Genomic DNA, 15,730 nt, shown 5'->3' with positions numbered 1-15,730 from the left:
CCGGCTGCGCCGGTCAGGCGCCGGCGCGACCCGCCCTTGCGCCCTGCGGGCGCAAGGGCGAAGAAGCGCCCGGCGCGGGATCGGGCGCGGCGCAGGTCGCCCGGGGTCAAAGCCCGCGCGGGCGGGGAGGATGATGCGATGGAAATGCTGCTCTGGATCGGAACGGCGCTGACGCTGCTGGGGCTCGTCGGATTGGGCTGGTGCATGCGCAAGGCGATGTTCATCCGCAAGTCGCCGCCGCCGCCCGAGGACGCCAAGCGCGCCATGCAGATGGTGATCGCGGTCAACATGGGGTCCATGGCCTTCGCGTTTCTGGGATTGGCGTTGGTGGTGGTCGGCGCGGTCCTGGGCTGAGTCCTGTCCTGGGCGCCGATGGCGGGCGGGGCGCGCGCGGCCCGAACGGCAGCGCCGCGCTTGCGATCAGCGCGAGGTCGACCCCGACCCCGACCCCAACCCCGGCCGCCAGATATCCGAGCCCGCGCGCCCTGTCCTCCCCCGCCGGGGCCGAGCGTTTTCGTGCTCGCCGGGCAAGCGCCGGCGCGCGGCCCCCGGCGGCGTTGGCCTGCGCGCCCGGCGCGCTGATCGGGGCCTGCGCGCTGATGGCGGCGCCCCGCTGAACGGCCGGCGCAGCGGACGCCCGCGTCCCGACGCCGCCGGCCCGGGCCCCCTAGAAATGGCCTTCGCGGGTCATGCGGTCGGCCAGATCGTCCAGCGTCTTTTTCGCCCGCGCGCCCATTTCGTCGATCTCGTCGGCGGAGATCGACAGCGGCGGCGAGATCACCATCACGTCGCCGACCGGGCGCATGACCAGGCCGTTCTGCATGGCCAGATCCTGGCACAGCACGCCGATTTCGATGTCCTCGTCAAAGCGCGACATGTCGGTTTTCGACTTCACCAGCTCCAGCCCGCCGACCAGCCCCAAGCTGCGCGATTCGCCGATCAGCGGGTGATCGCCCAGCCCGCCCCAGACCTGCGACAGCCGCGGCGCGGCGACCGCGGCCACGTGCTCCACCAGCTTTTCCTCCTGCATGATGCGCAGGTTGACCAGCCCCGCGGCGCAGGCCGCCGGGTGCCCGGAATAGGTGTAGCCGTGAAAGAAGGCGCCGGCCTTTTCCATCACCGGTCCGGCGACCCGGTCCGAGATGAACACCCCGCCCATGGGCTGATAGCCCGAGGTCAGGCCCTTGGCGATGGGCATCAGGTCGGCCTCGACGCCGAAGGCCTCCGCCCCCCACCACCTGCCGGTGCGCCCGAAGCCGCAGATCACCTCGTCAGAGACCAGCAGGATGTTGCGCGCCTTGCAGATGCGCGCGATTTCGGGCCAGTAGGCGGCGGGCGGAATGACCACGCCGCCGGCGCCCTGGATCGGTTCGGCGATGAAGGCGCAGACGTTGTCCTCGCCCAGCTCGTCGATCTTGGCGTCCAGTTCGCGGGCGCGGGCGAGGCCGAATTCCTCGGGCGTCATGCCGGTGTCGCGGCCCTCGCCGAACCAGTAGGGCTGGTTGATATGGGCGACGCCCTCGATCGGCAGGCCGGACTGTTCGTGCATGTAGCGCATGCCGCCCAGGCTGGCGGCGGCGACGGTGGAGCCGTGATAGGCGTTGTGGCGGCTGATGAAGATCTTCTTCCCGGGCTGGTCCATGCAGTCCCAGTAGACCCGCGCCAGCCGGAACACCGTGTCGTTGGCCTCGGAGCCGGAATTGGTGAAGAACACCCGGTTCATATGCGCCGGCGCCTGCTTGCACAGGGCTTGGGAAAACTCCGCCGCCGCCGGGTGCGTGGTGCCGAAGAAAGTGTTGTAATAGGGCAGTTCGCGCAGCTGGCGGTGCACCGCGTCGGCGATCTCGTGGCGGCCGTAGCCGATATTGACGCACCACAGCCCGGCCATGGCGTCGAGGATGCGGTTGCCGTCGCTGTCGGTGAGCCAGACGCCGTCCGCCCCGGTGATCACCCGCGCGCCCTTTGCGGCCAGCGCCTTGGTGTCGCTGAAGGGGTGCCAGTGATGGGCGGCGTCCATGGCCTGGTATTCGGCCGTGGAGCGGATGTTTGACTGGATGGTCATGGGCGGTTCCTGCTTGCGCGCGCCGTCGCGGCGGCGGTTGTCCTGTATGTGTGATCGCCTGTCCGGGGGGCTCTGGGGGGCCCTGGGGGGGGGGGGCGCGCTCAGGCGGCGTCGAGCCCCTCGGATGACAGCAGCGTCAGGCCCTGGCGCACGTCGGCGCGGATGGCGAGCCGCAGCCCGGCCTCGTCCCCGGCGGCGAGCGCGGCGATGGCCTTGCGGTGAAAATCCATCACCCGCCCCATGCCGATGCGGCTGTAGAGCGCGCGCATGGACGGACCCATCTGCAGCCAGACGGTTTCCGCCAGCGCCAGCATCGCCGGGGCGTGGGCGCGCAGATACAGGGTGCGGTGAAAGTCGATATTGGCGCGCACATAGCCCGCCGCGTCGCCATGGATCAGGATCGCGTCGATCTCCGCATCCATGCGCTTGAGGCGCTCGATCAGCGAAAAATGCGCCCGCGGCAGGGCGCGGGCCGCGAGTTCGGGTTCCAGCAGGGCGCGGATCGCCGCCAGCTCCTCGATGCGCTGGGGGGTCAGCACCGGGGCCGAAACCCGCCCCGAGGCCGAGATCGCCAGCGCCCCTTCCGCCGCCAGCCGGCGCACCGCCTCGCGCGCCGGGGTCATGGACACGCCGAGATCGGCGGCCACCCCGCGCAGGGTCAGCGGATCGCCGGGCGCCATCTCGCCATGCAGGATGCGCCGGCGCAGCGCCTTGTAGACCCGCTCATGCGCCGTGCCGCCGGTTTCGTCCATCGATCCGCTTCCATGTTGCCTTCGAACAGCCGATCTGCTTTTGTGATCACAAAGCCGCCAAAAGTCAATGGGAGCCTCCGATGCAAGACACCACGCAGATCCCGCCCGGCCTGCCGGACCAGCATCGGCGCGACTACGCCTTTCTCGCCGACGACGCGCGCGCGACCACCCATGACGAAAACATGTATTCCGGGGCGCTGAGCTTTTGCCGGCGCAAATACGCTCGCGACCTCAAGGGCGTGGATGTGGCGGTGGTCGGGGTGCCGCTCGACGTGACGGTGACCAATCGCCCCGGGGCGCGGTTCGGGCCGCGCGCGGTGCGGGCGGCGTCGACGCAGCTGGGCTGGTCGCGGGCCTGGCCGTCGCGCTTCGATCCGTTCGAACGCCTGAACGTGGTGGATTGGGGGGATGTGCATCTGAATCCCGGCCGCCCGACCGGGCTGCGCGAACAGATCGAGGCGGCGATGAGCCACATTCTCTGGTCCGGAGCCACGCCGCTGGCCATCGGCGGCGATCATTTCACCACCTACCCCAGCCTGCGCGCCCATGCGGCCAGGCTCGGCCGTCCGCTGTCGCTGATCCAGTTCGACGCCCACACCGACACCTGGGAGGCCGACGGCGAACGCCTGGACCACGGCACCATGTTCCACACCGCGATCAACGAGGGGGTCATTGACGCCGCGACCTCGATACAGGTCGGCATCCGCACCACCAACGACGCGCCCATGGGGGTCGAGATCCTCGACGCGATCAAGGTGCACGAACAGGGCGTGGCGGCGACCGTCAAGGCCATTCGCGATCGGGTGGGCGACGCCATGTGCTACGTCACCTTCGACATCGACTGCCTCGACCCGGCCTTCGCGCCGGGCACCGGCACGCCGGTCTGCGGCGGGCTCGCCACCTGGCAGGCGCTGGCGATCCTGCGCGGGCTGGAGGGGCTGGACGTCACCGGCATGGACGTGGTCGAGGTCGCCCCCGCCTATGACGTGGGCGAGATCACCGCGCTGGCCGGGGCCACGATCGCGCTGCAACTGCTGTGCCTGCACGCGGCGCGGGGCGGCTGAACCGCGCGCCCGCCCGCGCGCCGCTCGCCCGCCCGCCCCGCCGATCGGGCCCCCGCGCCCGTTCACCCTGAGAGAGGGCGCGCAGGGTCGACCTGCCGCGCGGTTCGCGCTAAGTCAGGGCCATGGCAGAAAAGAAGCACATCAACCCGTTCCTGAAGATCGCGCTGGAGATCGGCCCCCTGGGGGTGTTTTTCCTGGTCTACACGCGCACCGACATATTCTTCGCCACGGCGGTGTTCATCCCGGTGATCCTCGGCGCGCTGGCGCTGAGCTGGATTCTCACCCATCACCTGCCGCGCATGGCGGTGGTGACGGCGATCGTGGTGGTGATCTTCGGCGGGCTGACATTGTGGCTGCAGGACGCCACCTTCATCAAGATGAAGCCCACCGTCATCAACCTGATCTTCGCGGCGATGCTGGGCTGGGGGCTGATGCGCGGCCAGTCCTACCTGAAATACCTGATGGGCGACGCGCTGCCGCTGACCGATCTGGGCTGGATGATCTTCACCCGCCGCTGGGCGCTGTTCTTCGTGTTCATGGCGGCGGTCAACGAGATCACCTGGCGCACCCAGACCGAATCCTTCTGGGTCGCCTTCAAGACGTTCGGCAGTCCGGTGATTTCGCTGGCCTTCGTCGCCAGCCAGTTCCCGCTGCTGCGCCGCCACGAGCTTGATGAGGACGCCGAGGCCGAAACCGACGCCTGACCGTCAACGGCTTGACCGTCAGCAGCCCGGCCGCCAATCGGCCTGAACGGGGGCGCGCCCCCTGCGCCTGCGACTCTCAGCCGGCGGCGCCCTGCGCGTAGCCCTGGCGATAGGCCTGTTCGTCGGGCAGCAGGCCATGCAGGCCGCAATCCTTCTGGTGCCTCTGGAACCAGTCCTCGGACAGGCCTCTCGCGCCCTCGGCAAGCCCGATCCGGAACCAGTCCGCACTGTCGCATTCATTCATGGCCATGAAGGCGGGGCGCGGCGCGGCGCCGGTCTGCGGCGCGCAGGCGGCGAGCGCCGCGAGCAGCGCCACGAAAGGCGCGGCGCCGAACCCGCGCGCCTGCCGGCGACGGGGCGAAAAGCACGGTGAAAGTCGGGGGGAACGTCGGGGGGAAAGTCGGGGTGAGAATCGGGGCGGAGACAGGCGGGGGGTATGGGGCTGGGCGGTCATCGCAGGCCATCCTTTCGCTGATGCGCAATGCCCGGAAACCGGTCCCGATCAGCGGCGTCGGCCGGCCGATCTCCGACGCGGGCAGGATAGCCGCGCCGGACGGGCGGGCGCATCACGATTGCGACAGCGCCGGGGCCTCCATCCCCCCGGTATCGCGCCGCCCCCCCCCCCGGATCGGGGCCGGCACGCGGCCGTATCGCGGCTCAGCCGCCCTGCCAGCCGGCGGCGCGCATGGCGGGCAGGATCTTGCGTTCCAGATCGTCGTTCTGGATCGGCCCCACATGCTTGTAGGCGATGCGCCCCTCGCCATCGATGATGAAGGTCTCGGGCACGCCGTAGACGCCCCATTCGATCCCGGCGCGGCCCTTTTCGTCAGCGCCGACGCCGGTGTAGGGGTCGCCCAGCTCGGCCAGAAAACCCAGCGCGTTGGCGTTGGAATCCTTGTAGTTGATGCCGTAGAGCGTCACGCCCATGTCCTTGAGCCGCAGCAGAAACGGATGCTCGACCCGGCAGGGGCCGCACCAGCTGGCCCAGATGTTCACCAGCTTGACCCCGGGGCGCTGCAGCACCGCAGTGTCGAAAACCGGATCGCCCTTGCGCAGCCCCGGCAGCGAGAATTCGGGGACCGGCTTGGCGATCAGCGTGCTGGGCAGCGTGGTCTTGTCCCGCCCGAGGCCCAGGAAGAACATCGCCGCCATGCCGACGAACACGATCAGCGGCAGCGTCACCCACAGCCGCGAACGGGTCGATGCGGCGGGGTCTGGCGTTTCGGGCATGGCGTGGGTCCTCAGCGTTTGCGTCTTGGCCCGTTGCGGGCCTCCAGCGCCGCCAGCTCGCGGCGCGCGCGGGCGGAGGCGCGCAGGCTCGCCGCCAGCAGCGCGGCGAGAATGGCGATCGCGGCGCCGTAGCTCGACAGCACGTAGACCGCGTATTTTCCCAGATCAGGCAGCATCCGCTTCCCCCTGCCCGTCGCCCGCCGCAAGGCGCAGCGCGCGGGCCCGGCGCAGGCGTATTTCGGTGCGCGTGCGCAGCAGCAGCAGGCTTAGAAAAAACAGCGCAAAGGCCGCGATCATCACCAGCAGCGGAAAATAGAACACGTCGGCGACGTTTTCCTTTTCGTCGAGCGACAGCGACGCTCCCTGATGCAGCCCCTGATTCCAGAACAGCACCGCGTAGCGCGAAATCACCGCGAACACCGATCCGACCAGGCACAGCACCGAGGTGAGGTCGGCGGCGGCGTCGGGGTCCTCGACCGCCTCCCACAGCGCGATGTAGCCGATGTAGAACAGGAACAGCACCAGGAACGAGGTCAGGCGCGGGTCCCATTCCCAGGGCGACCCCCACATGGGCTGGCCCCACAGCGCCCCCGAGATCAGCGCGATCAGCGTCATCGCCGCGCCGATGGGCGCCGCCGCCTTGGCGGCCAGCGCGCTCACATGGTGGCGCCGGATCAGCCAGATCAGCGAGGTGACGGCCATCATCGCATAGATGTTCACCGCCATCATCGCCGCAGGCACGTGGATGTAGATGATCTTGACCGTGGCGCCCTGCTTGTAGTCGTCGGGCGTGAAGAAGAATCCCCAGACCAGCCCCACCACCATCGCCGCCACCGCGCCGCCCGCCGTCCAGGGCAGGACGGCGCCGGACAGGCGCATGAAGCGCACGGGGTTTGCGAGTTCCCATATCGATTTCATGGCCAGACATGTAGCGACGCCGGGCGGGCGCCGCAACGGCTGTTCGCTCACTTCTGCGCGCCCAATCGTCTCGGTCGCGGCGCCGCCGGATTGTCGCGCCCTCTTTAGTCGGGGGCGGGGTTCGCGCTAAACAACGGCGCAGATGATCGGGAGTCGCGCCATGCCTATCGCCGCCCAGCCCAGCTTCGCCGTCGCCGCCGGGCATCCGCTGTCGGCCGCCGCCGCCGCCGACGCCCTGCGCGCGGGGGGCGGCGCCGTTGACGCCTGCATCGCCGGGGCGCTGGCGGCGGGGGTGGCGGAGCCGGTGCTGGCCTCGATCCTGGGCGGCGGGTTCCTGATGGTGCGCGAGGCCGGCGGCGAGACCCGGCTGCTGGATTTCTTCGTGCAGACGCCCAAACGCCGCACCGGGCGGGCCGACCTGGATTTTCGCGAGATCCACGCGGATTTCGGCGAGACCACGCAGGGCTTTCACATCGGCGCCGGGTCGATCGCCGCGCCCGGCGTGGCGCGCGGGCTGGTCGAGGCCCACGCCCGCTACGGCCGCGTCCCCATGCCCGAACTTGCCGGCCCCGCCATCCGCGCGGCGCGCGAGGGGCTGGCGCTGGACGCGTTTCAGGCCGGGGTGCTGGCCATCGTCGCGCCGATCTACGTCGCGACGCCCGAATCCCGGGCGCTGTTCTGCGGCGGCGGCGATCAGCCGCTGAAGCCGGGCGAGACGCTGGTCAATCCGGCGCTCGCCGACGTGCTGGAGGAATTCGCCCGCGAGGGCGACCGTTTCGTGCATGAGGGGGAGGTGGCGCAGGCGGTGCTGTCGCTGACCCGCGAGGGCGGGCATCTGCGCGCCGACGATCTGAAGGACTACCGCGCGATCTGGCGCGCGCCGCTGGCGGTGCGGCGCGGCGCGGCGCGGCTGACCCTGAATCCGGCGCCGGCGCTTGGCGGCGTGCTGGTCGCCTTCGCGCTGGAGCTGACCGCGCGCGGCGCGGCGCCGGTCGAGGTCGCGCGGGCGCTGGCGCTGACCTCGCGCGCAAGGCTGGAGGTCGATCTCGACCGCCAGCCGGCGGCGGGGGCGGCGCGGCTGCTGGCCCCCGAGACCCTGGCCCTGTATCGCGACCGCCTGCAGGGCGCGGCGGCGGCGACGCGGGGCACCACGCATATATCGGCGGTGGACCGGCAGGGCATGGCGGCGGCGCTGACCCTGTCCAACGGCGAGGGCTGCGGACTGATCGCGCCGGGCGTCGGGCTGATGCCCAACAACATGCTGGGCGAGGCGGATCTCTGCCCCAACGGTTTCGACGCCTGGCCGCTGGATGCGCGGCTGGCCTCGATGATGGCGCCCAGCGCCCTGGAGTGGCCCGACGGCGGCGCGGCGATGCTGGGATCCGGGGGGTCGAATCGGATCCGCTCGGCGCTGGCGCAGGTGATCGCGCGGCTCACGGACGGCGACGCGCGGCTGGAGGACGCCATTCTGGCCCCGCGCCTGCATGTGGAGGGCGCCGCCGCCCCGCAGGTGGATTTCGAGGACCGTCTGCCCGAGGGCGCGCGCGCCGCCCTGCTTGACGCCTATCCCGAGGCGCGGGGCTGGAAAGCCGATTCGATGTTCTTCGGCGGCGTGCACGCGGTGCGCCGCGCCGCCAACGGCGCGGTCGAGGCGGCGGGCGATCCGCGCCGCGACGGAGTGGCGATCACCGGCTGACCCCTAGCCCATGATCCCGCGCCGCAGCAGGTTCAGCCCGGCCAGCACCAGCACCGCCAGCATCACGCGGCGGAACAGCCGCTGATCCATGCGGTCATGCGCCGCCAGCCCCAGCCCCATGCCCAGCGCGCAGGGAATCACCAGCGACAGCGAAAACACCCCCCCCGGCCCCAGCAGCAGGCCCGAGCGGACATGGGCGCCGCTGAGGATGATCGACCCGATCAGGAACGACACCCCCTGCGCGCGCACCAGCGCCTGCCTGGGGGTGTCGAGCGCGATCAGATACAGCAGGATCGGCGGCCCCCAGACCCCGGTCAGCCCGCCGAAAAACCCCGAGACCAGCCCGACCGCCAGTTCGACCGCCTTGCGCAAACGCACCGGGCGCGGCGGTTTCCAGCCCAGGAACTGCACCGCGCCGAACAGCGACACCACCCCGCCCAGCATCAGGAACAGCAGGCGTTCGGGCAGGATCAGCACCAGCTGCGCGCTGAGCGCGATCATCACGAACATCACCAGGTTGAGCAGCCAGAATTCGCGCAGCGTGCGCCAGGCCGGCCCGCGCCCCTGCCGGAACGCCTGCCACAGATTGGCCGCCAGCGACGGCGCGATCACCGCCGCGATCGCCATGGGCGCCGGCAGCACCGATCCGATGCCGGAGATCGCGATCATCGGCAGCCCGAACCCCACCGAGCCCTTGACGAAGCCGGCCCCGAACATCACCGCGACCGCGATGGCCAGCGGCGCGAGTTTCATATCCCCGAAATAGCCCAAGAACGCGTCCATGCATCCAGCCTATAGACCGCGCCCGGACCCGATGACAGGCGCGAGTCAGCGGCCTCGGCGCTCGCCGGTTTCGCGCAACAAAATTCCCGGCGTCGGGATCGCGGCAAAATTATATGTCTCTCGCTTGACGCGTTATGGCGCGCCCGGTAGCTTCCGTCGCGATGCAGCATGGATTCTGCGCCGCAACATGAACATGGTGCGGCGCCCTCTCGCCGGAGACGCCCACATGACCCAGCCCGCGCCCGATTCGCCCCGCGGTTCCACGCCCGAATCCGCGCCCGAATCCACGCGCGAATCCACGCCCGAATCCCCAGTCGTCATTCTGCCCGATCTGCTCGCCCTGACCGCCGCCGCGTGCGACGCGGCGGCGGTGGCGCTCGGCGAGGCGCGCCGCGCGCTCGCCGCCGAGGTCGTGGTGGACGGCCGCCCCTCCGCCGCCAGGCTGGAGGCGCGCCAGTTCGCCGCCCACGCGCTGAGCTGGTTCGCCACCTATGTGGAGAGCCTGCGCCAGATGCAGGGCTGGGCGGCGCGGCTCGACGCCGGCGGGCGGTTCGGGGAGATCGAGAAGCTGATCCTGCAGATCGGCTTTGGCGAATACCTCAGCCAGATCCATGGCGGCATCCCCATGAGCCAGGGCGAGATCGCCCGCCTTCAGGACATCGGCGCCGGGCCGGAGATCCGCCGCGCGCTGATGAACGACGCGGTGGAGACCCTGACCCGGCGCGCCAACAGCGACGCGGCGCGCCGCCGTCTTGCCGAACTGATGGTGGAGCAATCCGGCGCCGCGACCTTCGGCGCCAGCGGGCTCGACGAAGACTTCGAGATGATCCGCGACCAGTTCCGCCGCTTCGCCGACGACAAGGTCGCGCCCTTCGCCCATGAGTGGCACCTGAAGGACCGGCTCATCCCCATGGAAATTCTGGAACAGATGGGCGAACTTGGGGTGTTCGGCCTCACCATCCCCGAGGAATACGGCGGCTTCGGCATGGGCAAGACCGCGATGTGCGTGGTCTCCGAAGAACTGTCGCGCGGCTATATCGGCGTCGGGTCGCTGGGCACGCGCTCGGAAATCGCCGCCGAACTCATCCTGTGCGGCGGCACGCAGGCCCAGAAAACCCGCTGGCTGCCGATGATCGCGTCGGCCGAGATCCTGCCCACCGCGGTGTTCACCGAACCCAACACCGGATCCGACCTGGGATCGCTGCGCACCCGCGCCACGCGCGACGGGGACGATTACGTTGTCACCGGCGCCAAGACGTGGATCACCCATGCTGCGCGCACCGACCTGATGACCCTGCTGGTGCGCACCGACCCCGCAACCGCGAATTACGCCGGCCTGTCCATGCTGCTGGCCGAAAAGCCGCGCGGGACCGAGGCCGATCCTTTCCCCGCAGAGGGCATGAGCGGGGGCGAGATCGAGGTGCTCGGCTATCGCGGCATGAAGGAATACGAGCTGGGCTTCGACGGCTTCCGCGTCGATGCCGACAACCTGCTGGGCGGGGTCGAGGGCCAGGGGTTCAAGCAATTGATGCAGACCTTCGAAAGCGCCCGCATCCAGACCGCGGCGCGCGCCATCGGCGTGGCGCAATGCGCCATGGAGCTGGCGCTGCGCTATGCGCAGGACCGCAAGCAGTTCGGCAAACCGCTGATCGCCTTCCCCCGGGTCTACGCCAAGCTGGCGATGATGGCGGTGGAGATCATGTTCGCCCGCCAGCTCAGCTATCACTCGGCGCGCGAGAAAGACGCCGGGCGGCGCTGCGATCTGGAGGCGGGCATGGCCAAGCTGCTTGCCGCCCGCATCGCCTGGAGCTGCGCCGACAACGGGCTGCAGATCCATGGCGGCAACGGTTTCGCGCTGGAATACCCGATCAGCCGGGTGCTGTGCGACGCGCGCATTCTCAACATCTTCGAGGGCGCGGCGGAGATTCAGGCGCAGGTGATCGCCCGGCGCGTGCTCGAAACCCGCAACTGATCTCTTGCAATCGGGGCGCGGCGACGGGCGCGCGCCTTGCGCGCCGGGGCGTCGCGGGTTAGGCAAAACCGACCCGCCGCAAAGGACCCCCCGATGATCGACCCGCAGACCCGCCGCGCCGGATCGCGCCGCATCCGCCATCTCGCCCCGCTTGCCGGCGCCGGTCTGCTGCTGGCGGCCTGCGCGAGCCCAACGCCAGGGCCGGCCGCCAAGGCCCCGCCATTGCCGGTGCTGGCCATCGAGGACGCGGTGTGGATGCTGTTCAGCATCGACGGCGCCCCCGCCGGCGCCGAGGCGCGCTTCGTGATCGGCGACGGGCGCATCAACGGCAGCGGCCCCTGCAATGCCATTCAGGGCCGTTACGACCGGGTCGGCGACGGGTTCGTGATCGCCGCGCTGCTGTCGACCAAGCGCGCCTGCCCGGGGCTGAGCGTCGAAAACGCCATGCTCGACGGGCTGCTGCTGGCCGAGACCGCGACGGTGCGCGACGGGCGGCTGAGCATAGCGTCCCCGGAGGGCCCCAGGCTGGTGTTCACGCCGGAAAACGGCTGAACCGCGCGCGGCGGGTCGGGCGCGGCCCGCGCCGGCGACTCCGAACCGCCGGTTTGCATTTGTTCACACTTCACCCCATATTCTGAGAGGACGCGGTCGCCAGTCACGGGGCCGCGCGCCGAGGTCGCTTGCAACAAGGACAGCCGAGGACGACGCCGATGCCGAGAATGACTTTTGCCTCTCACCCCTTCCTGCTGGGTTTCGAGCAGCTTGACCGCCTGGTCGAACGCACCGTGAAATCCGGCAATGACGGCTACCCGCCCTACAATATCGAACAGCGCGGGCCCAACGCCTACCGCATCACCCTCGCGGTGGCCGGATTTTCCGAGGAGGATCTGGCGATCACCATCGAGGACGCGCAACTGGTGATCCGCGGTCGTCAGACCGATGACGAGACCGACGAGCGCATGTTCCTGCACCGCGGCATCGCCGCGCGGCAGTTCCAGAAAAGCTTCGTGCTGGCGGACGGCATGGAGGTCGAAGGAGCCAGCCTCGATTGCGGGCTGCTGCATGTGGATCTCAACCGCGCCCAGCCCGAGTCCGTGGTGCAGACGATCACGATTTCCCGGGACAAGGCGTAAAGGAGGCGACAATGGAACACGGCGAAGCCGATTTTCCGAACACTGCCGAGGCGCGCATCGTCTATGTGCGCGAGGTGAAGGCGGACGAACTGCCCGAGGGCGCCATGCCGCCCGGCGGGACCCACAAGCTGTATTCGATCCACGACGCCTCGGGCGCCCGGCTGGCGCTGACCGACGATCGCCGCCTGGCCTTCGTGCTGGCGCGCGAACATGACCGCACGCCGGTGTCGGTGCACTGAAACGACGGGGCGACGGCGGGCGGCGCGCCCCGTGAACGGCCCCGCGAATGCACCCCGCACCCCCCCCCCGCGAACCCCCGCCAAACCCGCCAAACCCGCCCCGCATCGATGCCCCGGAATGCGAAAGCGGAGGCCGTGAGGCCTCCGCATCGCATTGCGCCGCCGGCGGCGCGCTCAGGCGGCGTGGCTTGACAGATCCTCGGCCAGAATCGCGAAATGCGCCGCCGCCTCGGAGGTCGAGCGCAGCTTGGCGCAGCGCCCCTCGTCGCGCAGCAGGCGCGACACCCGCGCCAACGCGCGCAGATGGTCGGCGCCGGCGTCCTCGGGGGCCAGCAGCAGGAACACCAGATCCACCGGCGCGCCGTCCGCCGCGTCGAAATCCACGCCCTTTTCCAGCCGGGTGAAGAACCCGATCATGCGGTTGACCCCGGCCAGCCGCGCATGGGGGATGGCCACGCCGCGCCCCATGCCGGTGGGCCCGAGGCGTTCGCGCTCCATCAGTGATTCGAACACCGTGCGGCAATCCAGATCGTGACTGTCGGCGATGCGCCCGGACAATTCGTGCAGGAGCTGCTTCTTGCTTGACGCCCGCAGGGCCGGCGCGATGTCGCCGGGGCGGATCAATTGTTCTAGATTCATTGCGGATTCAACGCCCTGTGCAAAGAGGCGTTCTTACGCGCCCCCTGGTGGCGAAGCGGCGCGCGGCGCCGCTTCTCATGCTTCGGTCGGGTTTTCAGCCGTCAGAAAGATTGGCGGGATCTATCCAGCCCACGTTGCCGTCAGGCCGCCTGAATACCACGTTCAGGCCGCCGTGTGAATGGTTCTTGAACATCAGAAACGGCTCGTCGGCCATTTCCATCTGCATCACCGCCTCGCCCACGGTGAGCGATTTGATCTTGGCCTTCATCTCGGCGACGATGATCGGCTGCAGGGTCTCGGGTTCGTTGGTCTCGTCATGGCCCTGCAGCACATAGGACGCGGCCTCATGCGCCTCGATGGGCGAGGTGCGGCTGCGATGATGATCCTTCAAGCGGCGCTTGTAGCGGCGCAGCTGCTTTTCCAGCCGGTCGCAGGCGTCGGCGGCGGCGACGTAGGGATCCGAGGCGCGGCCCTTGGCATGGGCGGTCAGCCCGGTGGAGAGATGCGCCGTGGCGTCGCAGATGATCTCGTGACGGCTTCGCGAAAACGTCACGGTGCAGTTGATGGGATTCTCCGAATATTTCTCGATCGCGGCGCTGAACTGCTCCTCGACATGCGTGCGCAAGGCGTCGCCCACGTCGAACTGCTTGCCCTTGACCTGAATGTACATGCTTTCTCCCATGCTTCGGAGTTGCGATGGTCGCCGGGATCAACCCCGACTGGCTTGTTCTGAACCACCCTCCGCGAAGCGCGCGGACACTATGAGCGGCGCTCGAAAGTGTCAACCGGGGGGAGAAACCATCCCCCGATCCGGTCTTGACGCCTCCGGTCAGCCTGACAGGGCCGAGGATCTGAGACGCTTGCGCTGCACCGACGAAGGGATGTTCATGGCCTCACGATATTTCGCCACGGTGCGTCGCGCAATGTCCACGCCGCTTTCGCGCAGGCTGGCGACGATTTTTTCGTCCGAGAGGGGTTTTTTCGGATTCTCCGCGTCGATCATCGCCTTTATATGGTGACGAATCGAGGCGGAGGAATGGGCCTCGCCGCCATTCGTCGCGGCGATGGCCTGGGTGAAGAAAAATTTCAGTTCGAACACGCCGCGATCGCAGGACAGGTATTTGCCGGAGGTGACGCGACTGACGGTTGATTCGTGCATGCCGATGGCCTCGGCCACGGCTTTCAGGGTCAGCGGGCGCAGCGCGCCCACGCCGCGCGCGAAAAACGCGTCCTGCCGGCGCGCCAGTTCGGTGGCCACCTTCAATATGGTGCGGGCGCGCTGGTCGAGGCTTTTCACCAGCCAGTTGGCGTTCTGGCGGCATTCGCTGATGAAGGCGCGGGTTTCCCGGTCGCCGCCGCCGGCGACCCGGGTGGCGTAGGCGTTGTTGATCAGCACCCGGGGCAGCGCCTCGCCGTTCAGCTCCACCAGCCAGCCGCCGCCCGGCGCGGCGCGCAGGAACACGTCGGGGATCGCGGCCTGGGCGGCGGGCGCGCCGAGCGCCGCGCAGGGGCGCGGGTCCAGCGCGCGGATCTCGGACGCCATGTCGGCGATATCCGCCGCGCCGACGCCGCAGACCCGCGCCAGCGCCTTGAAATCCGCCTTGGCCAGCAGCGGCAGGTTGTCGAGCATCGCCTGCATCGCCGGGTCGAGCCGGTTCAGGTCGCGCAATTGCAGCGCCAGGCATTCGGACAGGTCCCGGGCCCCGAGCCCCGCCGGTTCGCAGCTCTGCAGCAGCGTCAGCCCCCGCGCCGCTTCCGCCGGGGTGACCCCGAGCCGCCCGGCGACGCCGTCGAGGGTGGCGCGCAGATAGCCGGCCTCGTCGATGTCGGCGGCCAGGGCGCGGGCGATGGCGCGGTCGAAATCCGGGGCGTCGAGCAGGTTGATCTGGGATTCCAGATGGTCCAGCAGCGTCACCGGCTGCGCCAGCATTTCCTCGAGCGGCGCGCCCTCGCCGTCCCAGGCCGCCCCGCCGCCCCCCGCGCCGCCCCCCGCGCCGCCGCCTAGGCCGGGGGTCGGGCCCGGCGTCGGGCCGGCGCGGTCGGGCTCGTAAAGATTTTCCAGGCCGGTGTCGAAAGGGGTTTCGACGCCGGCGGGGTCGCCCTCGCGCACCACCGCGTCGATGCGCCCCGGCTCGCCGGTTGCCGGATCGGGCCGGATCGCGGGCTCCAGGGGCTCGGCCTGGCGGGCGGCGTCGGTCCGGGGCCCGGTTTCGGGGTCTCGTTCGGGGTCTCGTTCGGGGTCTCGTTCGGGGTCTCGTTCACGGTCGGGCGCGCCCTCGCCCGGGTCCGCATCGTCATCGGGCGCGCGTTCCAGCAACGGGTTGCGCTCAAGCTCGGTCTCCACATATGCGCCCAGTTCGAAACTGGTCATCTGCAGAAGCTTGATCGCCTGCTGAAGCTGGGGCGTCATGGTGAGCTGGAGGCTCTGCCTCAGCTCCAGACGCGGACCGATGGACATTCAGGCTCTCCGGTTACGACCCCGGCGCTTGATCTCTGGCGAGGGGGCCCAGATCAACCGGCCCGGATCCGAAACCGCGT

The 15,730-nt window shown here is 69.8% G+C and carries 18 protein-coding genes; 8 read left to right on the top strand and 10 right to left on the bottom strand.

The features are described 5' to 3' along the window. Nucleotides 1-138: 138 nt before the first annotated feature. Nucleotides 139-354: a hypothetical protein gene (locus AC1HC7_RS09060; RefSeq protein WP_479495497.1), complete on the top strand. Its 216-nt coding sequence runs from the start codon at nt 139-141 to the stop codon at nt 352-354. Between the two features lie 313 nt (nt 355-667). Here AC1HC7_RS09060 and AC1HC7_RS09055 read toward each other — a convergent pair whose 3' ends face one another. Together AC1HC7_RS09055 and AC1HC7_RS09050 are read right to left on the bottom strand one after the other, a co-directional pair. Beyond that, nucleotides 668-2,062 (bottom strand): aspartate aminotransferase family protein, encoded by a 1,395-nt coding sequence (locus tag AC1HC7_RS09055; protein WP_479495498.1) that lies wholly within the window; start codon nt 2,060-2,062, stop codon nt 668-670. Between the two features lie 101 nt (nt 2,063-2,163). After that, a complete protein-coding gene (locus AC1HC7_RS09050; protein WP_479495499.1) occupies nt 2,164-2,814 on the bottom strand; it encodes a GntR family transcriptional regulator in 651 nt (216 codons plus the stop codon). Between the two features lie 80 nt (nt 2,815-2,894). Here AC1HC7_RS09050 and speB point away from each other — a divergent pair, with 80 nt between their 5' ends. After that, nucleotides 2,895-3,878 carry an agmatinase gene (gene speB, locus AC1HC7_RS09045; RefSeq protein WP_479495500.1) on the top strand — a complete coding sequence of 328 codons (984 nt, stop codon included), beginning with the start codon at nt 2,895-2,897 and terminating at the stop codon, nt 3,876-3,878. Between the two features lie 122 nt (nt 3,879-4,000). Then, complete coding sequence (locus AC1HC7_RS09040) at nt 4,001-4,582, top strand: septation protein A (RefSeq protein ID WP_479495501.1); 582 nt, start codon at nt 4,001-4,003, stop codon at nt 4,580-4,582. Nucleotides 4,583-4,658: 76 nt separating this feature from the next. Here the strand turns inward: AC1HC7_RS09040 and AC1HC7_RS09035 are convergent, their stop codons facing one another. The 4 genes from AC1HC7_RS09035 to AC1HC7_RS09020 all read right to left on the bottom strand — a co-directional run bounded on the left by AC1HC7_RS09035 (nt 4,659) and on the right by AC1HC7_RS09020 (nt 6,730). After that, on the bottom strand, nt 4,659-4,898 hold the full coding sequence (locus tag AC1HC7_RS09035) for a DUF2799 domain-containing protein (RefSeq protein ID WP_479495502.1): 240 nt from the start codon (nt 4,896-4,898) through the stop codon (nt 4,659-4,661). Nucleotides 4,899-5,239: 341 nt separating this feature from the next. Then, the gene (locus tag AC1HC7_RS09030; protein WP_479495503.1) at nt 5,240-5,812 is read right to left on the bottom strand and encodes a DsbE family thiol:disulfide interchange protein; all 573 of its coding nucleotides are present in this window, start codon (nt 5,810-5,812) and stop codon (nt 5,240-5,242) included. 11 nt (nt 5,813-5,823) lie between these two features. After that, nucleotides 5,824-5,988, bottom strand: a complete 165-nt coding sequence (ccmD, locus tag AC1HC7_RS09025) for a heme exporter protein CcmD (protein WP_479495504.1) — start codon at nt 5,986-5,988, stop codon at nt 5,824-5,826. After that, nucleotides 5,978-6,730: a heme ABC transporter permease gene (locus AC1HC7_RS09020; protein WP_479495505.1), complete on the bottom strand. Its 753-nt coding sequence runs from the start codon at nt 6,728-6,730 to the stop codon at nt 5,978-5,980. Before AC1HC7_RS09020 ends, ccmD begins: the two co-directional genes overlap by 11 nt. Nucleotides 6,731-6,890: 160 nt before the next feature. Between AC1HC7_RS09020 and AC1HC7_RS09015 the strand changes: the two genes are divergently transcribed. Further along, nucleotides 6,891-8,426, top strand: coding sequence for a gamma-glutamyltransferase (locus AC1HC7_RS09015; RefSeq protein WP_479495506.1), 1,536 nt, complete (start codon nt 6,891-6,893; stop codon nt 8,424-8,426). Between the two features lie 3 nt (nt 8,427-8,429). Here the strand turns inward: AC1HC7_RS09015 and AC1HC7_RS09010 are convergent, their stop codons facing one another. Beyond that, the gene (locus AC1HC7_RS09010) at nt 8,430-9,209 is read right to left on the bottom strand and encodes a sulfite exporter TauE/SafE family protein (protein WP_479498944.1); all 780 of its coding nucleotides are present in this window, start codon (nt 9,207-9,209) and stop codon (nt 8,430-8,432) included. A 226-nt stretch (nt 9,210-9,435) separates the two neighbouring features. On the opposite strand from AC1HC7_RS09010, the gene AC1HC7_RS09005 reads away from it, so the two are divergent. The 4 genes from AC1HC7_RS09005 to AC1HC7_RS08990 all read left to right on the top strand — a co-directional run bounded on the left by AC1HC7_RS09005 (nt 9,436) and on the right by AC1HC7_RS08990 (nt 12,553). After that, nucleotides 9,436-11,181 (top strand): acyl-CoA dehydrogenase family protein, encoded by a 1,746-nt coding sequence (locus AC1HC7_RS09005; protein WP_479495508.1) that lies wholly within the window; start codon nt 9,436-9,438, stop codon nt 11,179-11,181. Between the two features lie 93 nt (nt 11,182-11,274). Beyond that, entirely contained in the window at nt 11,275-11,733 is a 459-nt protein-coding gene (locus tag AC1HC7_RS09000) for an META domain-containing protein (RefSeq protein WP_479495509.1), read from the top strand. Between the two features lie 158 nt (nt 11,734-11,891). Next, nucleotides 11,892-12,314 (top strand): Hsp20 family protein, encoded by a 423-nt coding sequence (locus AC1HC7_RS08995; protein ID WP_479495510.1) that lies wholly within the window; start codon nt 11,892-11,894, stop codon nt 12,312-12,314. Between the two features lie 11 nt (nt 12,315-12,325). Then, nucleotides 12,326-12,553, top strand: a complete 228-nt coding sequence (locus tag AC1HC7_RS08990; protein WP_479495511.1) for a DUF1150 family protein — start codon at nt 12,326-12,328, stop codon at nt 12,551-12,553. Between the two features lie 174 nt (nt 12,554-12,727). Here AC1HC7_RS08990 and AC1HC7_RS08985 read toward each other — a convergent pair whose 3' ends face one another. The 3 genes from AC1HC7_RS08985 to rpoN all read right to left on the bottom strand — a co-directional run bounded on the left by AC1HC7_RS08985 (nt 12,728) and on the right by rpoN (nt 15,650). After that, on the bottom strand, nt 12,728-13,192 hold the full coding sequence (locus tag AC1HC7_RS08985; protein WP_479495512.1) for a PTS sugar transporter subunit IIA: 465 nt from the start codon (nt 13,190-13,192) through the stop codon (nt 12,728-12,730). A 94-nt stretch (nt 13,193-13,286) separates the two neighbouring features. Next, nucleotides 13,287-13,862, bottom strand: coding sequence for a ribosome hibernation-promoting factor, HPF/YfiA family (hpf, locus tag AC1HC7_RS08980; RefSeq protein WP_479495513.1), 576 nt, complete (start codon nt 13,860-13,862; stop codon nt 13,287-13,289). 159 nt (nt 13,863-14,021) lie between these two features. Next, nucleotides 14,022-15,650, bottom strand: coding sequence for an RNA polymerase factor sigma-54 (gene rpoN / locus AC1HC7_RS08975; RefSeq protein WP_479498943.1), 1,629 nt, complete (start codon nt 15,648-15,650; stop codon nt 14,022-14,024). Nucleotides 15,651-15,730: the final 80 nt, after the last annotated feature.

This window comes from Oceanicella sp., from assembly GCF_056449545.1.
Note: the sequence above shows the minus strand (reverse complement) of the source record. Positions and strands in the feature narration are given on the sequence as shown.

Coding starts and splice junctions, on each gene's coding strand:
- AC1HC7_RS09060 (WP_479495497.1), top strand. CDS start 139: ATGGAAATGCTGCTCTGGATCGGAACGGCGCTGACGCTGCTGGGGCTC.
- AC1HC7_RS09055 (WP_479495498.1), bottom strand. CDS start 2,062: ATGACCATCCAGTCAAACATCCGCTCCACGGCCGAATACCAGGCCATG.
- AC1HC7_RS09050 (WP_479495499.1), bottom strand. CDS start 2,814: ATGGACGAAACCGGCGGCACGGCGCATGAGCGGGTCTACAAGGCGCTG.
- speB (WP_479495500.1), top strand. CDS start 2,895: ATGCAAGACACCACGCAGATCCCGCCCGGCCTGCCGGACCAGCATCGG.
- AC1HC7_RS09040 (WP_479495501.1), top strand. CDS start 4,001: ATGGCAGAAAAGAAGCACATCAACCCGTTCCTGAAGATCGCGCTGGAG.
- AC1HC7_RS09030 (WP_479495503.1), bottom strand. CDS start 5,812: ATGCCCGAAACGCCAGACCCCGCCGCATCGACCCGTTCGCGGCTGTGG.
- ccmD (WP_479495504.1), bottom strand. CDS start 5,988: ATGCTGCCTGATCTGGGAAAATACGCGGTCTACGTGCTGTCGAGCTAC.
- AC1HC7_RS09020 (WP_479495505.1), bottom strand. CDS start 6,730: ATGAAATCGATATGGGAACTCGCAAACCCCGTGCGCTTCATGCGCCTG.
- AC1HC7_RS09015 (WP_479495506.1), top strand. CDS start 6,891: ATGCCTATCGCCGCCCAGCCCAGCTTCGCCGTCGCCGCCGGGCATCCG.
- AC1HC7_RS09010 (WP_479498944.1), bottom strand. CDS start 9,209: ATGGACGCGTTCTTGGGCTATTTCGGGGATATGAAACTCGCGCCGCTG.
- AC1HC7_RS09005 (WP_479495508.1), top strand. CDS start 9,436: ATGACCCAGCCCGCGCCCGATTCGCCCCGCGGTTCCACGCCCGAATCC.
- AC1HC7_RS09000 (WP_479495509.1), top strand. CDS start 11,275: ATGATCGACCCGCAGACCCGCCGCGCCGGATCGCGCCGCATCCGCCAT.
- AC1HC7_RS08995 (WP_479495510.1), top strand. CDS start 11,892: ATGCCGAGAATGACTTTTGCCTCTCACCCCTTCCTGCTGGGTTTCGAG.
- AC1HC7_RS08990 (WP_479495511.1), top strand. CDS start 12,326: ATGGAACACGGCGAAGCCGATTTTCCGAACACTGCCGAGGCGCGCATC.
- AC1HC7_RS08985 (WP_479495512.1), bottom strand. CDS start 13,192: ATGAATCTAGAACAATTGATCCGCCCCGGCGACATCGCGCCGGCCCTG.
- hpf (WP_479495513.1), bottom strand. CDS start 13,862: ATGTACATTCAGGTCAAGGGCAAGCAGTTCGACGTGGGCGACGCCTTG.
- rpoN (WP_479498943.1), bottom strand. CDS start 15,650: ATGTCCATCGGTCCGCGTCTGGAGCTGAGGCAGAGCCTCCAGCTCACC.